Origin of the sequence: Blautia sp. AF19-1, assembly GCF_003479155.1 — a bacterium.
GTDB lineage: Bacteria > Bacillota > Clostridia > Lachnospirales > Lachnospiraceae > Fusicatenibacter > Fusicatenibacter saccharivorans.
The window spans coordinates 20,404-38,851 of the sequence record NZ_QUGQ01000014.1 but is presented as its reverse complement, the minus strand read 5'-3'; the positions used below and the strand labels follow the sequence as shown (position 1 = coordinate 38,851).

Annotated in this window: 14 protein-coding genes, 1 other RNA gene and 1 riboswitch; of the genes, 10 read left to right on the top strand and 5 right to left on the bottom strand. The window is 48.1% G+C overall.

Annotated elements, in window-relative coordinates; all coding sequences use genetic code 11:
* Nucleotides 1–117: 117 nt before the first annotated feature.
* Both DWX26_RS10495 and DWX26_RS10490 read right to left on the bottom strand, forming a co-directional pair.
* A complete protein-coding gene (locus tag DWX26_RS10495) occupies nucleotides 118–729 on the bottom strand; it encodes an ECF transporter S component (RefSeq protein ID WP_243030626.1) in 612 nt (203 codons plus the stop codon).
* Nucleotides 726–1,772 carry a nucleoside hydrolase gene (locus tag DWX26_RS10490; RefSeq protein ID WP_118601391.1) on the bottom strand — a complete coding sequence of 349 codons (1,047 nt, stop codon included), beginning with the start codon at nucleotides 1,770–1,772 and terminating at the stop codon, nucleotides 726–728. The genes DWX26_RS10495 and DWX26_RS10490 overlap by 4 nt, the downstream gene beginning before the upstream one ends.
* A 28-nt stretch (nucleotides 1,773–1,800) precedes the next feature.
* A riboswitch (PreQ1 riboswitch) is annotated at nucleotides 1,801–1,845 on the bottom strand.
* A gap of 160 nt (nucleotides 1,846–2,005) precedes the next feature.
* On the opposite strand from DWX26_RS10490, the gene DWX26_RS10485 reads away from it, so the two are divergent.
* The 7 genes from DWX26_RS10485 to DWX26_RS10455 all read left to right on the top strand — a co-directional run bounded on the left by DWX26_RS10485 (nucleotide 2,006) and on the right by DWX26_RS10455 (nucleotide 11,793).
* Nucleotides 2,006–2,473, top strand: coding sequence for a hypothetical protein (locus tag DWX26_RS10485; protein WP_118601390.1), 468 nt, complete (start codon nucleotides 2,006–2,008; stop codon nucleotides 2,471–2,473).
* Nucleotides 2,474–2,761: 288 nt separating this feature from the next.
* Nucleotides 2,762–3,178 carry a 30S ribosomal protein S12 gene (gene rpsL / locus DWX26_RS10480; RefSeq protein ID WP_022463258.1) on the top strand — a complete coding sequence of 139 codons (417 nt, stop codon included), beginning with the start codon at nucleotides 2,762–2,764 and terminating at the stop codon, nucleotides 3,176–3,178.
* Between the two features lie 173 nt (nucleotides 3,179–3,351).
* Entirely contained in the window at nucleotides 3,352–3,822 is a 471-nt protein-coding gene (gene rpsG, locus DWX26_RS10475; RefSeq protein WP_022463259.1) for a 30S ribosomal protein S7, read from the top strand.
* 15 nt (nucleotides 3,823–3,837) lie between these two features.
* Complete coding sequence (fusA, locus tag DWX26_RS10470) at nucleotides 3,838–5,955, top strand: elongation factor G (RefSeq protein WP_055219269.1); 2,118 nt, start codon at nucleotides 3,838–3,840, stop codon at nucleotides 5,953–5,955.
* A gap of 197 nt (nucleotides 5,956–6,152) precedes the next feature.
* Nucleotides 6,153–7,346 carry an elongation factor Tu gene (gene tuf, locus DWX26_RS10465; protein WP_022463261.1) on the top strand — a complete coding sequence of 398 codons (1,194 nt, stop codon included), beginning with the start codon at nucleotides 6,153–6,155 and terminating at the stop codon, nucleotides 7,344–7,346.
* A 333-nt stretch (nucleotides 7,347–7,679) separates the two neighbouring features.
* On the top strand, nucleotides 7,680–8,345 hold the full coding sequence (locus DWX26_RS10460; RefSeq protein WP_118601389.1) for a DUF2399 domain-containing protein: 666 nt from the start codon (nucleotides 7,680–7,682) through the stop codon (nucleotides 8,343–8,345).
* Between the two features lie 52 nt (nucleotides 8,346–8,397).
* Entirely contained in the window at nucleotides 8,398–11,793 is a 3,396-nt protein-coding gene (locus tag DWX26_RS10455) for a DEAD/DEAH box helicase (protein WP_118601388.1), read from the top strand.
* 150 nt (nucleotides 11,794–11,943) lie between these two features.
* Here DWX26_RS10455 and asnA read toward each other — a convergent pair whose 3' ends face one another.
* From asnA to DWX26_RS10440, 3 genes are all read right to left on the bottom strand, one after another.
* A complete protein-coding gene (gene asnA / locus DWX26_RS10450; protein ID WP_022463264.1) occupies nucleotides 11,944–12,957 on the bottom strand; it encodes an aspartate--ammonia ligase in 1,014 nt (337 codons plus the stop codon).
* A gap of 214 nt (nucleotides 12,958–13,171) precedes the next feature.
* Nucleotides 13,172–14,023 carry a sugar phosphate isomerase/epimerase family protein gene (locus DWX26_RS10445; RefSeq protein ID WP_118601387.1) on the bottom strand — a complete coding sequence of 284 codons (852 nt, stop codon included), beginning with the start codon at nucleotides 14,021–14,023 and terminating at the stop codon, nucleotides 13,172–13,174.
* A gap of 133 nt (nucleotides 14,024–14,156) precedes the next feature.
* Nucleotides 14,157–14,900 carry a ThuA domain-containing protein gene (locus tag DWX26_RS10440; protein WP_022463266.1) on the bottom strand — a complete coding sequence of 248 codons (744 nt, stop codon included), beginning with the start codon at nucleotides 14,898–14,900 and terminating at the stop codon, nucleotides 14,157–14,159.
* 214 nt (nucleotides 14,901–15,114) lie between these two features.
* Between DWX26_RS10440 and ffs the strand changes: the two genes are divergently transcribed.
* The 3 genes from ffs to dnaX all read left to right on the top strand — a co-directional run bounded on the left by ffs (nucleotide 15,115) and on the right by dnaX (nucleotide 18,444).
* Nucleotides 15,115–15,377: signal recognition particle sRNA large type (ffs, locus tag DWX26_RS10435), an RNA gene on the top strand.
* 194 nt (nucleotides 15,378–15,571) lie between these two features.
* Nucleotides 15,572–16,651, top strand: a complete 1,080-nt coding sequence (locus DWX26_RS10430; protein ID WP_022463267.1) for a 6-phosphofructokinase — start codon at nucleotides 15,572–15,574, stop codon at nucleotides 16,649–16,651.
* Nucleotides 16,652–16,794: 143 nt separating this feature from the next.
* Entirely contained in the window at nucleotides 16,795–18,444 is a 1,650-nt protein-coding gene (dnaX, locus tag DWX26_RS10425) for a DNA polymerase III subunit gamma/tau (protein ID WP_055226854.1), read from the top strand.
* Nucleotides 18,445–18,448: the final 4 nt, after the last annotated feature.

Sequence of the window (18,448 nt, the reverse complement as noted above, 5' to 3'; positions counted from 1 at the left end):
GGGATGGCTCCTGATGCAGCCTCCCCTTTTTTCGGAGTTCTTGTTATGCCAAAATATGAGAATCCTGCAAAAAAGAAAGTGAATTTTTTGCAGGATTCTTTGTGCTATTGGTACAGATTATTTTCTGCTTCTCATAGAAAGACTGCCGAAAGCAGAAGAAACGGCGGGCAGAATCACGAGGACGACCGCAAGGACAATCATTCGATCCACAAAGTCTGTCATGGCCTGTACAACGCAGACAGAGAGAGTCAGATTCATACCGAGGCTGTGAAGCAGCTGCACCAGCACAGTGGAGCCGGAGGAAGTAATTCCACCGAAAACAACCGCGGTGATTGTGGAACTTACCACAGTACCCGGAAGTGAGATCACAAGCGCTGCCGGAAACAGCTTCCAGCCCATGGAGCGGAGGGAAAGACTCTCGCTGCGGGATCCTGCCGTATGGGACGGGCGGAGTCTGCGGAATACAAGGCCGGCAACGAGACCGATGACAAGCTGCACCGGAATATAGTAAAACGCATAGATATCACTCGTCATGCCGGAAATGAGTCCGGAGATCAGTCCCGGAACGAGGCCTGCAGCAGGTCCGAACAGAGCGGCTGCCAGAACTGTTCCGATGGAGTCCAGATAAACCGGAAGACGCAGCAGCAGAGCAATGGTACCGCCGAGAATATTGATGACACCGCAGAGCGCGAGTGTCGTGAGCTTTAACGTACGGTTAGTATTCATCATGCCTCGCCTCCCTTCTGAAACATCGTCTCATGTGGGAAGACCGGCGGTGCGGTGAGAATCTGGTCGAGAACCGGTGCGGATTCCTCCTGCGGCACGCCGAGAACGCGCTCAAAGAACATCAGGAAGAAACGGCGCACATCGACCTGCGTCAGAATGTGGCTGTTCGGTGCTTTCTGATAAAAATTCATGGCATCCACAACCGTCTGTCCGATGCAGAGGCCTCCGGTTTCTACCTGCGTATACGCATCAAAACCGCTGCAGAGAGACGGATCCACAAGATAAGCGGCCGCGAGCGGATCGTTGATCACGCATCCGACGACCTTTTCCTGTTTCCAGTGGAAATCAAAGTAGAAGCGTGTCAGCTCCTCAATGCGGGTTCCGACTCCTGGATTTACGCATTTCATATATTCCACAAGATTCGGCGTCAGGACAATTTTTCGTGTGACATCCAGCCCGATCATATGAAGCTTTTTGCCTGCAAGCTGCGGCAGCTCGGAAAACGCGCGGAATACTTCGGCTGCGGCATCCGGGTCGCACCAGTAATTGTACTCGGCAACCGGGGAGCAGTTTCCATGGCTCTTATAGCTTCCGCCCATGGAGACAAGAGCCGTCAGGTTTGTCAGGCACTCCGGTGCGCGGGAGATGACTTTTGCAAGGTTCGTCATCGGTCCGAGGGCAAGAATGGTAACATCAGGGGTTGCTTTTAAGGTTTCGATCAGGAAAGAAACAGCGTCCTTGTTGGGCGTAAGGCCTTCGGCATCCGGCCAGCCCGATTCGCCGAGACCGTCCATGCCGTGGGTGTCCATCGCGTCCACGTAGTCGCGGACCAGAGGCGTCTCCTCGCCGACATAAACCGGGACATCTGGTTTTCCAATCATAGAAAGAATTTTGAGGGCATTTTTAGCGCCCATAGAAGCGGGTACATTTCCGCTGACTGTGGTGATGCCGACAAGATCCAGCTCTTTCGAAGCCGCGGCAAGCATCAGGGCGAGAGAATCGTCGATGCCCGGATCACAGTCGATGACCAGTTTTCTTGCATTCATTTTCCAATCTCCTTTGATGAAAATTTTGAGATACTTGGTTTTTTATACTGGGAAGTTCACGAACCAGTCCGGACACCCGCAAAAAGACGGGAAAATCCGATTGCATAAATGCACGGGAAAGAGTATAGCACAGATAAAAAAAAAAATCCAGTAAAACAAACCTTGCCTGTTTTGAAAAAATCGGTTATGGTATAGAAAAGCATACAGCAAATGAGAACATGGGAGAAAAGAAAATGGCAGATGGATTTTTAGCACCAACTGGGAAATTCTATCCCAAAACAGAAAATTTTCATGCGCAGACCGCGCGGGCGATTTTAGGTCAGGACGGCCAGACGGACGAGCCGATCCAGGAGCTTTTACGTCGCGGTTATATTTTATTTGTAGGATTCCACAAACCAGGCGAACCGGAAAATCTCCATGCCGATATGGATTACGTCCTCGGCGGACCGGGGTATCCGGCGACCGAAGGGCAGAAGGCCTGGATTGCAGAACATACGGAAGAGCTGTCGAGAAAGCAGCAGTTTGACATCAACAACGACGAGACAAACTTTGAGAACTTTTACATCAGCAATGTCCGCATGTTTCCCTGGTGCAAAGGGTGTGCCGAAGAGAAAGCGCGTGACCTCTGGGGCAATGCACAGAGCGAGGAGAAGCCGAAGCGGTGTGATGCGTGTCCGGCCTTCAGGAACCGTCCGCTTTAACGAAAAACAGAAAATGTCAGAAAATAATCTGGTGAGATTATAATAGGAAGAAAAAATACTTTTGCACAGTAATGCATCAATGGGGGAAATCCGCAGAAGCCGCGTAAATACGCGATTTTTTGCGAATTTCCCCCTTGACTTTTGAAAGGACAGACGCTATAATAAACGAGCGTGCGTAAAAGACTGTTTTTTGTGCGCGCAAAAGCTGCAAAGCAATTATGTTGAACTAAAGCAGCCGTATGAAACCCCGTGGGACACACGGAGAAATCTATCAGGAGGTGAAATGGAATGCCAACATTCAACCAGTTAGTAAGAAAAGGCCGTGAGACTTCCGTAAAGAAATCTACCGCGCCGGCACTGCAGAAAAGCTACAATTCTCTGAGAAAGAAATCCACAGATATGTCTTCTCCTCAGAAGAGAGGTGTGTGCACAGCTGTTAAAACTGCTACACCGAAAAAACCTAACTCAGCTCTTCGTAAAATCGCCAGAGTTCGTCTTTCCAACGGAATCGAAGTAACAAGTTACATCCCAGGAGAAGGTCACAACCTTCAGGAGCACAGCGTTGTTCTGATCCGTGGAGGAAGAGTTAAGGACCTGCCAGGTACCAGATACCACATCATCCGTGGTACACTTGATACTGCAGGTGTTGCTAACAGAAAACAGGCCCGTTCTAAATACGGTGCTAAGAGACCGAAAAAGAAATAATTAAGTAAAACGAGTTCGAGATATATCTAGTATCACAAAAAAGCGAAATGTTGTGCGTTATTCCATAAATCCCCACGGCTGCGGATTTATAGAGAATTTACACGCGCGGACATACTGCAAATAAGTGTGAGTACCGATGATTTAATCGAATGATGGTTAAGGAGGGAAGTAACGTGCCACGTAAAGGACATACTCAGAAAAGAGATGTTTTAGCAGATCCGTTATACAATAACAAAGTGGTAACCAAGCTGATCAACAACATCATGCTGGATGGTAAGAGAGGCGTTGCCCAGAAAATCGTATACGGCGCATTTGCTAAAGTAGAAGAAAAAGCTGGAAAACCAGCAATCGAAGTATTTGAAGAAGCAATGAACAATATCATGCCGGTTCTTGAAGTAAAAGCAAGACGTATCGGTGGTGCTACTTATCAGGTACCGATCGAGGTAAGACCGGACAGACGTCAGGCTCTTGGCCTTCGTTGGCTGACCGCTTATTCTCGTAAGAGAGGCGAGCGTACCATGGAAGACAGACTGGCAAACGAGATTCTGGATGCATCTAACAACACAGGTGCTTCTGTGAAGAAGAAAGAAGAAGTTCATAAGATGGCAGAGGCTAACAAGGCATTTGCTCACTACAGATTCTAAGAGGAGGAAAATCCGTTGGCTGGAAGAGAATATCCATTAGAGAGAACCAGAAACATTGGTATTATGGCTCACATCGATGCAGGTAAAACAACCCTGACCGAGCGTATCCTGTACTATACCGGTGTTAACTACAAGATTGGTGATACTCACGAAGGAACTGCTACCATGGACTGGATGGAACAGGAGCAGGAGCGTGGTATCACAATTACTTCAGCTGCTACAACCTGCCACTGGACTCTGGAAGAGAACTGCAAGCCGAAACCGGGCGCTCTTGAGCACCGTATCAACATCATTGATACCCCAGGCCACGTTGACTTTACCGTAGAGGTAGAGCGTTCTCTTCGTGTACTGGACGGCGCTGTCGGCGTGTTCTGTGCAAAAGGTGGTGTAGAGCCTCAGTCTGAGAACGTATGGCGTCAGGCTGATACCTACAACGTACCGCGTATGGCATTCATCAACAAGATGGACATCCTTGGTGCTGACTTCTACAACGCTGTAGATCAGATCAAGACCAGACTTGGTAAAAATGCTATCTGCCTTCAGCTTCCAATTGGTAAGGAAGATGAATTCAAGGGAATTATCGATCTGTTCGAGATGAAAGCTTACATCTACAACGACGATAAGGGCGATGATATCTCCATCGTTGATATCCCGGAAGATATGAAAGACGACGCTGAGCTGTATCACACCGAGCTGGTAGAGAAAATCTGCGAGCTGGATGATGAGCTGATGATGCGTTATCTGGATGATGATATCCCGTCTGTAGACGAGATGAAAGCAGTTCTGCGTAAAGCTACCTGCGAGTGTACAGCTGTACCGGTATGCTGCGGTTCTGCATACAGAAACAAAGGTGTTCAGAAACTCCTGGACGCTATTCTTGAGTACATGCCGGCTCCGACCGATATCCCGCCAATCGAGGGTACCGATCTGGACGGAAACCCGATCGTAAGACATTCTTCCGATGACGAGCCGTTCTCCGCACTGGCATTCAAGATTATGACAGACCCATTCGTTGGTAAGCTGGCATACTTCCGTGTGTATTCAGGAACCATGAACTCCGGTTCTTACGTACTGAATGCAACAAAAGATAAAAAAGAGCGTGTTGGACGTATCCTTCAGATGCATGCAAACAAACGTATGGAGCTGGATAAAGTTTACTCCGGTGACATTGCAGCTGCAATCGGATTCAAGTTCACCACAACAGGTGATACCATCTGCGACGAGCAGCATCCGGTAATCCTTGAGTCTATGGAGTTCCCGGAGCCGGTTATCGAGCTGGCTATCGAGCCTAAGACAAAAGCAGGCCAGGGCAAACTGGGCGAGTCCCTTGCAAAACTGGCTGAGGAGGATCCGACCTTCCGTGCACACACCAATCAGGAAACTGGTCAGACCATCATCGCTGGTATGGGTGAGCTGCATCTGGAAATCATCGTTGACCGTCTGCTTCGTGAGTTCAAAGTAGAGGCTAACGTAGGTGCTCCGCAGGTTGCATACAAAGAGACCATTACCAAACCGGCAGACATCGACAGCAAATATGCAAAACAGTCTGGTGGACGTGGACAGTATGGTCACTGTAAAGTTAAATTCGAGCCTATGGATGCAAACGGCGAAGAGATTTACAAATTCGAGTCTACCGTTGTCGGTGGAGCTATTCCGAAAGAGTATATCCCGGCTGTAGGCGAAGGTATCGAAGAGGCTATGAAAGCCGGTATCCTGGGAGGCTTCCCGGTAGTCGGTGTTCATGCAAATGTATACGACGGATCTTATCATGAGGTCGATTCTTCTGAGATGGCATTCCACATTGCTGGTTCTCTGGCATTCAAGGAAGCTATGCAGAAGGGTGCTCCGGTTCTTCTTGAGCCTATCATGAAAGTCGAAGTTTCCACTCCGGAAGATTACATGGGTGATGTTATCGGTGATATCAACTCCCGTCGTGGTCGTATCGAGGGTATGGATGACATCGGCGGCGGAAAGATGATCCGTGGATTCGTACCGCTGGCTGAAATGTTCGGTTACGCAACAGACCTTCGTTCTAAAACTCAGGGACGTGGTAACTACTCCATGTTCTTTGATAAATACGAGCAGGTTCCGAAAAACGTACAGGAAAAAGTTCTGTCTGCAAAAGCAAAATAATGTAAGAAAAATAATCGGGTGTGCAGCTGTCAAAGGCTGCACAGCCTAAAAGTATTATTTTTCTGAGATTTCCCTTGCAAATAAGACGGAAATGCAATATAATCAGACTTAGCAGGTTTACGATTCAGGTGGGTTCCTGCCACCAATTTAGTCTCAAAAAAGCCCACTGGGCGCAATTTTAAGGAGGACATTTTAAAATGGCTAAAGCTAAATTTGAAAGAACAAAACCGCATTGTAACATTGGTACCATCGGCCACGTTGACCATGGTAAAACAACTCTGACCGCAGCTATCACAAAAGTACTTTCTACCAGAGTAGAAGGAAACACTGCTGAGAACTTCGAAGATATCGATAAAGCTCCGGAAGAGAGAGAGCGTGGTATCACAATCTCTACTGCACACGTTGAGTATCAGACAGAGAAAAGACACTATGCACACGTTGACTGCCCAGGCCATGCTGACTATGTAAAGAACATGATCACTGGTGCTGCACAGATGGACGGAGCTATCCTTGTAGTAGCTGCTACAGACGGTGTTATGGCTCAGACAAAAGAGCACATCCTTCTGTCCCGTCAGGTAGGTGTACCTTACATCGTTGTATTCATGAACAAATGCGATATGGTAGACGACGAAGAGCTGCTTGAGCTGGTAGACATGGAGATCCGTGAGCTGCTGAACGAGTATGACTTCCCGGGAGATGACACTCCGATCATCCAGGGTTCTGCTCTGAAAGCTCTGGAAGATCCGGCTGGCCCATGGGGAGATAAAATCATGGAGCTTATGGATGCAGTAGATAGCTGGATCCCGGATCCGCAGCGTGACACAGATAAAGACTTCATCATGCCTGTAGAGGATGTATTCACCATCACTGGTCGTGGTACTGTTGCTACTGGCCGTGTTGAGGCTGGTGTTCTTCATCTGAATGAGGAAGTTGAAATCGCAGGTCTGAAAGAAGAGACCAAGAAAACTGTTGTAACTGGTATCGAGATGTTCCGTAAACTCCTCGATGAGGCTCAGGCTGGTGATAACATCGGTGCTCTGCTTCGTGGTGTTCAGAGAACAGAGATCGAAAGAGGACAGGTTCTGGCTAAACCAGGTACCGTTCACTGCCATACCAAATTTACCGCTCAGGTATACGTTCTGACAAAAGACGAGGGTGGCCGTCATACTCCATTCTTCAACAACTATCGTCCGCAGTTCTACTTCCGTACAACTGACGTAACAGGTGTTATCACTCTTCCGGAAGGAACTGAGATGTGCATGCCTGGCGATAACGTAGAGATGACCATCGAACTGATCCACCCGATCGCTATGGATCAGGGTCTTACCTTCGCTATCCGTGAGGGTGGCCGTACCGTTGGATCAGGCCGTGTTGCTACTCTGATCGACTAATTTCGGTTATCTATGAGCAGTGCAAATTCGGAGAGTAATGACCGGTGGGAGCTTGCTCACACAAGGGCATTAGTCGGAGAATTTATAGGGCGACAGCCCGACCGAGATGGAGCGAAGCGAAATCGAGGAAAGCACTGCGGGAAATAAAATATAATTGTATCGAAAGATACTTGTGCTCAAACGTAAGAGACCCCGGCGCCGTAAGGCGGCCGGGGTTTTTCTGTTTTTAACCAAAAGAAACTTATCATATATAGCAGGATATGATATAATTTTTATTAGTTGAAATAAAAGAGAAGAAGAAAGGAAAAAAGATGGACTACTTGGAGGCAATTGATGAAACCTCTTATTTATCAGTACCGAGTGCAATGGAGAGAACTGCTGCAGTGCGTGGGAATTGTACCGGATAACATTTCTTCCCTGGTACATGCGTTTGGAATTCGTTTGAAAAAACAGGAGATATGGCATCCTGCATATGAAGCCTTTTGCCGATGCAGGGAACCGTATGTGCTTACCATGGAAAATCTGAAGGGTATTACAGAAGTACAGCCTGTCGGAACGTGTGTATACATTGTGGAAAACGAAATGGTATTCAGCTATCTTATGGAACAGGTGCAGGGAAAGAATGTGTCGCTGCTGTGTACGTCGGGACAGCCGCGGTATGCAGCATTAAAACTGATTTCGTTGATCGTACAGAGTGGGATTCCCATTTACTACAGTGGAGGTCTTGACCCGGATGGGATTGGAATTGCCGACAGACTCTGGCAGCGGTTCGGAAACAGAATCCAATTCTTTGGAATGTCACCAGAGGATTACCGGAACAGTCTTTCAAAAGAAGTATTTGGAGAGAATGGCAGAAAAAAACTGGAACACATTTGGCACCCGTTATTAAGAGAAACGGCGGAACTGGTAAGGAAAACAGGAAAAGCGGGATATCAGGAAAATACTTTAAAAGAGCTTTCCGAGAAGCTTGTCGGATGTGATCAAAACCAGAATCTGTAAAATACGAATTGTGAATGATGGGAAAAGATAGAACAGAAAGGATTTTACCAGCATGATTACAAAGGCGGACATCAAACAGGAGACGAATTCTGTATCATATAACCGTGGAAAAAAGATCTATGAAGAACAGAAAGTGCATGCTTTTCAGGTACAGGAAATGGAGGATATTTTCGGATATCAACTGCATAAAATTACAGCTGTCGTAGACGGAAGCGGAAAAAATATGTATTGTGTCAGCGTTTCTGTAGATGAAGAAATGTCTGAAATTATGGAAGATGATTGTGATTGTCCGGCACATGAGCAGTACTGGGGATTGTGCAAACATTGTGTCGCTGTTTTGCTGTACTATCTTGAATGGCGGAAAAAAGAGAGAAAAAAACTGGAAGAAAAAGTGAGAAATGACGAAGAACATCAGGAACTGGAGCAGCTTCTTCGTGCTGTCGGCGTGAAAAAAGGAATGGAAGAATTCCAGGGAGAACATAAAATTGTCAGAAAAGTAGTAAAACCAACACCAAAAGCAGAGACGAGCCCCGGTTTTTCTGAACTGCTTTCACATTATGCGATGCGGGATCAGGTTGCTTTTCTGCCGAAAGCAAAAGCAGGTCAGGTTAAACTGGAAATTCATCTGGAGAGCCAGTTTGACGATTCCTTTCGGGCAGAATTTAAAATCGGAAGCAAAAGGATGTATGTATTAAAAAGTGTTTCAAAAATGACAGCAGCTGTAAAAAATATGGAAACGGTCAGCTACGGTGCACAGCTTTCTTTTTTGCACTGTATGGATGCTTTTGAAGAAGAAAGCCGTCCGATGGTAGAATTTCTGAGCGCATATACCATGGAACGCGGCTCATGCTATCAGATAGGTACCGGCAGCTATGCGTCCTGCTTTGATGACCGTTATGTGATGATTTCTGTGCAGAATATGGATGAATTTTTTGAGGCTGTTGGCAGCCAGGAGTTCTTTTGTCGTACGAACTGGAGAGAAGAAAAACTGTGGCACTGCCAGGAGGGGATGCCACAGTATGAAATGAAGCTTTTACGGAAAGCAGATGGCCTAAAGGTACAGATGTACGCGGATCCCATTTTTTATGGCAGAAAATATTTGTATTTTCTTTCAGAAAAAAATACAATTTACCGAATCCCAAGGGAAGAGATAGCAGAAGTCTGCGAATTCCTGGAATATATGGAGCGATGTCCGGACGGAGTCTGTGAAATTGCAAAAGAAGATATCCCGACCTTCTGCCAGGGACTTCTCCCGGTGTTGGAGGAACATTTTAAGGTAAAAAAAGAAGAAAAGCTGGAATTACAGCAGTATCTTCCGCCGCAGGTGGAATTTCAGATTTATCTGGATGCGCCGCAGCATGATATGATTACCTGCGAACTTCTGGCTGTCTATGGCGAGAAAAAATACAATGTTTTTGCAGATGCAAACGATATCCATCAGCTTTCCCATGGCCGTGATGTACGGAAAGAAGCAGCGGCAAACCAGCTCGTTCGATCCTGTTTCAGCGCCTATGATGCGCGGAAACATCAGATGCTTCTCCAGGGAGCCGATGAGATGTATGAGTTTTTAAGCAGCGGTATGGAAGATCTGCAGAAACTGGGCGAAATTTTTGTTTCTGACCGGTTAAAAGCGATCCGTGTCATCCCGGCCCCGAAAGTTTCTGTCGGTGTATCCCTCGCAGAAAATGTACTGGAACTTCATTTGAATCCGGGCAATTTTGGCATGGAGGAACTGGCAGAGATTCTTTCAAAATATGACCGGAAAAAGAAATTTTACCGCCTGAGGACCGGTGAATTTATGGATATGGACGAGGACGGTATCCGCGTTCTCTCGGAACTGCGGGAAAATCTGCAGATCTCCGAGGCAAAGCTGAAGAGAGGCGAGATCACAATTCCGAAATACCGAGCACTCTACCTCGATACCCGTTTAAAAGAGCAGGATGATCTTCAGGTTGAGAAAAACCGCGAGTTCCGTATGCTGATCCGAAATATGAAAACTGCAGAGGAGAACGATTTTGAACTTCCGGACAATCTGCAGGCACAGCTCCGTGAATATCAGAAAACAGGATTCTGGTGGCTGAAAACCTTATGCCAGAACGGCTTTGGCGGTATTCTGGCGGATGATATGGGACTTGGAAAGACGCTGCAGACCATCGCCTTTCTCTTATCTGAAATGCAGGAAGCACCCGAAAATGCAAATCGTCGCTCTTTGATCGTTGCACCGGCATCTCTCGTCTATAACTGGGAGAGCGAATGTGCCCGCTTTGCTCCGGAGCTGCAGACGAGACTCGTCGCCGGCACACAGGAACAGAGGAAAGAGATGATCCAAAATGCCGGTATGCAGGATATTTTGATTACCTCGTACGATTTGCTCCGCCGCGATATCGAACTGTATCAGGATCTCCCGTTCTTCTGCGAGATCATTGATGAGGCGCAGTTCATCAAAAATCACGCAACGCAGGGAGCAAAAGCCGTGAAAACGATCCATGCATCGTTCCGCCTGGCATTAACCGGAACACCGGTAGAAAACCAGTTAAGTGAACTATGGAGCATCTTTGATTATCTGATGCCGGGATTTCTCTATGGATATCAGAAATTCCGCGAGCAGTTTGAACTTCCGATTGTGCGGAACGGCGACGAAGAAAGATTAGAACGTCTGCAAAAGATGATCCGTCCGTTTATTCTGCGCCGTCTGAAGAAGGAAGTGCTGAAGGATCTGCCGGACAAAATTGAGAAAAATATGGCTGCCTGCATGGAACAGAAGCAGAAGGAGCTGTATCATGCACATGCCCAGCGGCTGGCGCTTATACTGCAGAACCAGACAGAGGAAGAATTTGCCGATTCCAGGTTCCAGGTGCTCTCTGAACTGACGCGGCTGCGTCAGCTCTGCTGTGATCCTGCGCTTGTTTACGAAAATTACGAAGGCGGTTCGGCAAAACTCGATCTCTGCATCGAGCTGATTCAGAGTGCCGTGGAATCCGGCCACAAAATCCTGCTGTTTTCCCAGTTCACTTCGATGATCGAGATCCTGACCGCGCGTCTGCAGGAAGAAAGCATCAGCTGCTTTGTCCTGCAGGGAAGCACGAAAAAAGAGCGGCGTGCACAAATGGTGGAACAGTTCAACCGGGATGACACGTCTGTATTCTGTATTTCCCTGAAAGCAGGTGGAACCGGCCTGAACCTGACCGGCGCGGATATCGTCATCCATTACGATCCATGGTGGAATGTTGCTGTTGAAAATCAGGCGACAGACCGTGCACATCGTATTGGGCAGAAAAATGTTGTGACGGTATACAAATTGATTGCAAAAGGAACCATCGAGGAAAAAATCATCAAGCTTCAGCAGATGAAAAAAGAGCTGGCGGAAGAGATCCTCTCCGGTGATGAAATTAAGACAGCATCCTTTCAGAGAGAGGAACTGCTTGAGCTTTTGGAAGAACGGTTCTGAAACCGCGAAAAGCAGAAAAAGATTTGATGTAAGGACGAAATGCAGCAGCAATGCAGGAAAATATAAAAGGGATACGTTTCTGTCATACCCTGAAAACGGGCGGACAGGAAACGTATCCCTTTTACAGTAATAGTCTATTCGAAACCAATCTTACAGAAGCTGAATATTCATCACATCCATCACCTCTCGTGTCTCCATCGGCCATACCGAGCACTGTACCTCTCCGATGTGCGCTTTGCGCAGGAAAAACATACAGATACGGGACTGTCCGATACCGCCGCCGATTGTCTGCGGGAGAGTGCCGTTCAGAATGGATTTCTGGAAGGGAAGCTTCGCGCGGGACTGGCATCCGCATTCCTTTAACTGAGCGCGGAGAGCATCTGCGTTGACGCGGATACCCATGGAGGAGAGCTCAAGAGCGATGTCAAGCACTGGATAATAAACGATCAGGTCGCCGTTTAAGGACCAGTCGTCGTAGTCCGGGGAACGTCCGTCCTGACGCTCTCCGGAAGCAAGCACGCCGCCGATCTGCATAATAAAGACAGCACCTTTTTCTTTGGTGATTGTATACTCTCTTTCCTTTGGAGTCAGATCCGGATAGCGATCCTCAAGTTCCTGGGAAGTGATAAAGAAAATTTCATCCGGCAGAATGGTTTCGATGTAGTCGTACTGGTCTGCCATATGTTTTTCCGTGTTTTTCAGTGCCTCATAGATATCTTTTACGGTACTCTTTAAGAAATCAAGATTGCGTTCTTCCGGGGACATGATTTTTTCCCAGTCCCACTGATCCACGTAAACGGAGTGAATGTTGTCGGTCACCTCGTCCTGGCGGATGGCGTTCATATCGGTGTAGATGCCTTCTCCCTCAGAGAAGCCGTATTTGTGAAGTGCATACCGTTTCCATTTTGCCAGAGACTGAACAATTTCAGCGGTTTTCTTGGTACCCTGATCCTTTAACTCAAAAGAAACCGGGTGTTCTACGCCATTCAGATTGTCATTCAAGCCGGTTTCCGGCTGTACAAAAAGTGGAGCTGTTACACGGAGCAGATGCAGACGATGTGTCAGCTCATGCTGGAAATAATCCTTTACTGTTTTAATTGCCACCTGTGTATCGTGGAGGTTTAATGCAGATTTGTAACCCTGCGGAATAATAATTTCTCCCATTACTTTAAAACCCTCTTGTTTTAGATTTGCTTTTCGAATCATGCCTTCTCAAAAAGCTTCAAATTTAGTTTACCATGTTTTCCCTGGAAAGCAAGGAAAAGATACGAAAAAACCAAAGATAGTAAAGAATTTTTTCGACATATTTTCCTTGCTGAATTTCTCCCCGGAAATACGAAATTTTCCGAAAATCAGAGCGCTTATGAAAGAGGCGGAATTATTCGGAAACCCACTGGCGCAGAAACGCTGCGGACTGTTCGATGAACGATAACTGATCCGGTGCATCGAAATGCTCGATGGCGAGATAACCGTCGTAATCGCACGCTTCTAAATCTGTAAGAAGCTTTGCCATCGGCAGATATCCCGTTCCGGCCGGTGTCTGGCCAAGGCCGCGGCAGAAACGTCCGTGAACGAGCGGACTTTCGGCACGATCCTTACAGTGAACATGGACAATATAATCCTTCAGAAGCCAGGCAGCATACGAAACATCCTCATCACTGAAAGCAAAATTTCCGATATCAAGCGTATACCGCAGCCCCGGCACGTGCTCCATAAACCAGAGCAGCGGATATGTGCGTGCAAACGGCTGTAAAAAACCGTCAAAGTCCTCTAAGGTAATCGAAACGCCACGTAAAGCCGCATATTCGGCGAGTGAGGAAAGCGCATGTACCATATTTTGAATCGATTTGTTTTTGGCCATAAAAGTACTCGTTGTCTCATAGGTGCTGCTGCAGGCTGCAAGCTCTGCCGCTTCGGCAGTTTCAAGCGCGCCTGCAACAAACAGGACACGCGAAACTTGCTGCGATGCCGCAGTATCGAGCATCTGCTGTGCTCTGCCAAGATCCGTATCATGGGAAAAATCAAAGGTTTCATGCATACAGCTGATCACCAGCCCCGCATCGGAAAGCATCGGGGCAATGACCTCTCTTTCTGATGCAAACAGACTGTAGTTCATCTCAACAGCCGAAATTCCCTGCTCCCTGCAGAACGCGAGCACTTCCGGAATCGTCTTACCGGACTGCTCACACGCCTGTAGAATGTGTTCGTAAAAAACGGAAAGCTTTCTCATATAACATTTCCTCCTGATTTATGCAATGTGTACACAGATTCCATCCGCGTATTGCAGAACATTTTTGATCGTGAAATCAGACCCCTGTTTTGAAAAAATCAAACGGGATACAGATATCGGTAAACTGCAGCTGCTATTTTTGGTGTGAAGAAAGATACACTTCCTCCGTAGATGGATTCACCCATGCATTATCCAGTGGTGCCGGTCTTCGTACTACAGGAACGCACCAGCGTACCCCATTTTTGATAATCTTCTGAATCACCGGCATATGGTAAATGGGGTATTCCTCGTGTCCCGGCTGAAAATAGAAAATTTTGCCCAGCCCACGTGTAAAGGTGCATCCGCTGCGGAACACCTCACCGCCTGCAAACCATCCCGTAAATACCACATCATCCGGTTTGGGAATATCAAAAAACTCCCCATACATCTCTTCCTCCGGAATATCCACCCATGCCGGAATTCCCTGCGCGATCGGATGGGTCGGACACGTACAGAACAGTCTCTCACGATCCCCATGCCGCCACCGAAGCGTCATACTTGTTCCGAGAAGCTTCCGCATAATCTTGGAATAATGCCCTGAATGCAGAACTACCAGCCCCATTCCGGCCAGCACATGACGCCGAACCCGCTCGGCCACATCGTCCGAGAACTCCTCCTGCAGCATATGATTCCAGAACACCAGCACATCGGTATTTGCCAGCACTTCTTCCGTCAGCCCATGCTCCTTCTCGTCAAACACAGCCGTCCGAACCGAAAGCTCCTCCTCTTGTCTCAGAAACTTTGCAATACAGGTGTGAATCCCGTCCGGATAAATCTCTTTCACTTTCTCCTGCGTTCGCTCATGCTGAAACTCATTCCAGACCGTAACTCGTATCATTCGTCCATCCTCCTTCTATAAGAAAAAAATGTATCATTTTCAAAAAATTATCGATAGCAAATCTTGAAAATAATGAAAAAAGCAGTCGTTCACACTCTGCGGTACTGAATTTTTGCGTTATTTTCTGGCCTTACTATAAATTATACTCGTGCTATACCAATATTTCAATTCACAAATTCCTTGACATCCCCTCCGAAATCCCGTATACTAAACAATGCGCAGCCGGGGAGATAGCGGTGCCCTGTACCCGCAATCCGCTACAGCGGGGGTGATGCCAATCCGAGGGCTCTTTCATTGCGAAGCTGCCTTCTATAAGTGACGTTGACGTCTGGGTCTTACGCAACAGGACTCCATGAACCGTGTCAGGGCAGGAATGCAGCAGCACTAAGTGGAATCTCCTGTGTGCCGTGAGGGTGCCTGGGCCGAGTAGGCTGTAGGAGTAACGTTCGTGGTGAGAGTTCGAAGTGCGGCGCGCATAAAAAAGAAAATCCAAGGAAGCCTGAACCCCAGACTTCCTTTTTTCGTACAAAAAATAGAAACTCCCGCGCTTTCTTCCCCCGAACTATTGTGAGAACGAAAAAAATAGGGTATAATGTAAACATTCCATAATACTGCCAAGAAACAAGAAGCAGTCGTGAAAATCTAATAAAGAACAGGATGGGAAAAGTCATATGTTAAGAATTGGTCTGTTAACAAGCGGCGGAGACTGCCAGGCATTAAATGCGACCATGCGCGGAGTCGTAAAAGGCCTTGCAAACAATGTAAAAGATCTCGAAGTATACGGATTCATGAACGGCTATAAAGGCCTCATCTACAGCGATTACCGCATGCTCAGTGCAAAAGATTTTTCCGGTATATTAACACAGGGAGGAACTATTCTCGGAACCTCACGTCAGCCGTTTAAGCTGATGCGTACCCCGGATGCAAACGGTCTGGACAAAGTGGAAGCAATGAAGCATACCTACCACAAGCTCCTTCTGGACTGCCTTGTCATTCTTGGCGGAAACGGAACCCAGAAAACAGCAAACCTCTTGAGAGAGGAAGGACTGAATATTATCCATCTTCCGAAAACCATCGATAATGATATCTACGGAACGGATATGACCTTCGGTTTCTACAGTGCCGTCAATATTGCATCCGATGCGATCGACTGCATCCATACAACAGCCTCCTCTCACCAGAGAGTTTTTATCGTAGAGGTTATGGGTCATAAAGTAGGCTGGCTGACTCTGTATGCCGGAATCGCAAGCGGCGCAGACGTTATCCTGATTCCGGAAATTCCATACGATATTGAAAAAGTATGCGAGGCTATCAACAGACGAAAAGAGCGCGGAAGTGGATTCACCATTCTTGCCGTTGCCGAGGGTGCAATTGCAAAAGAAGACGCAGCACTTCCGAAGAAAGAGCTGAAAAAACGTCAGGAAGAAATCGCAAAGAAATACCCGTCCGTATCCTACAAGATCGCAGAAGAGATCGAGGCAAAGACAGGCATGGAAATCCGCGTCACCGTACCGGGCCACATGCAGCGAGGCGGCAGCCCGTGTCCGTATGACCGTGTCCTTTCCACAAGACTCGGATCCGAGGCAGCACAGCTTATTCTGGACAAACAGTACGGCTACATGGTCGGAATGGTCAACGGAAAAGTAAAGAAAATTCCGCTGGGCGAGTGCGCCGGAAAATTAAAGACCGTAGATCCGAATGCACAGGAAGTCCTGCAGGCAAAACGGATGGGAATCAGCTTCGGCGATTGATGCGTTCCCGAAAAAGGCAAGGAAAAAGAACGGAGGCCTTAAAGCAAGAAGAACAAGGTCTCCGTTCTTCTGCTGCACTGCTGTCCAAAAGAAACTGCCGGCGGCAGGCTTCCATGCCGATGCAATAAAAGGAGAAAAATTTTATGAGCTATACTGCTCTGTACCGAAAATTCCGTCCTTCCACCTTTGAGGATGTAAAAGGACAGGATCACATTGTAACAACATTAAAAAATCAGATCCGCGCGGACCGCATCGGTCATGCGTACCTGTTCTGCGGAACCCGCGGAACAGGAAAAACGACGATCGCCAAGATTCTCGCCCGCTCGGTCAACTGCGAACATCCCGTGGACGGAAGCCCGTGCAACGAATGTCCGACGTGTAAGGCGATTCTGGCGGGCGTTTCCACGAACGTCATCGAGATCGACGCGGCATCGAACAACGGTGTCGACAACATCCGTGAAATCCGTGAGGAGGTAGCCTACCGGCCGACACAGGGACGGTATAAAGTCTATATCATCGACGAGGTGCATATGCTTTCTACCGGAGCGTTCAATGCACTCTTAAAAACCCTGGAGGAGCCGCCGTCCTATGTCATCTTCATTCTGGCGACCACAGAGGCAAACAAAATCCCGGTGACGATCCTTTCCAGATGCCAGCGGTACGATTTCCGCCGCATCACGATCGATACCATCGCGGCGCGTCTTAGTGAACTGATGGAAAAAGAGGGCGTGGACGTCGAAGAAAAAGCCATCCGCTACGTCGCAAAGGCGGGCGACGGCTCCATGCGAGACGCGTTAAGCCTCCTGGACCAGTGCATCGCCTTCTACCTCGGGCAGAAGCTGACGTACGATAAAGTCCTTGAGGTTCTCGGAACTGTTGATACCGAAATCTTCAGCCAGATGCTCCGTACGATCCTCGCCGGGGATGTAACGGGAAGCATCCGCACGCTGGAAACCCTTTTAAACCGCGGAAAAGAGCTGGGACAGTTCGTTACCGACTTTACGTGGTATCTGCGGAATCTGCTGTTGGTAAAAAGCGCAGATGAAACCGAAGAACTGCTCGACGTCTCTACAGAAAACCTGAAGCTCTTAAAAGAAGAGAGCACGATGGTAGACGATGAGACGCTGATCCACTATATCCGCGTTTTATCCGAGCTCTCCGGCCAGCTCCGCTATGCGGCGCAGAAGCGCGTGCTCGTTGAGGTGGCGCTCGTCAAACTCTGCAAACCGCAGATGGAGCAGAACCTCGAATCCGTGCTGGAGCGTCTTAGGATTCTCGAAGAAAAAATGGAGCGCGGAATCCCGATGATGGTGACAAATGCACCGGGAGCAGGAAACGGCAGTGCAGGAGGCTCCGGAGCGGCCGGAGACGGCTATGCGGCGGCAGAAACACCGCAGAGTGCACCGGCACCAGTGAAAGCCGCACCAGCGGATTTACAGCGCATCAGCGCGTCCTGGAAGGCAATTGTCGGCCAGACAAGCGGCATGTTCCGCCAGTTTCTGCAGGGCGCCGTTCCGAAATACAACAGCGAGACGGGCGACGCCAAACTGTTTGTTGAGTTTGCAGACCAGCTCGCATCCATCTACGTTGAGCGGCCGGAGGCAGCCGATGAGATCCGCACCATTATTGAACAGATGACTGGAAAAACCGTAGAGGTCCAGCTCATTTTAGCAGACCAGCATGCAAACGCCGCGCTCTCCACGATTTCCGTGGATGATGCACTGACGCAGGCGATTCATGGAATCCCGGTCGAGGAGGACGACGAGAGCGACTTCGACGACGGGGAAGAATAGATTA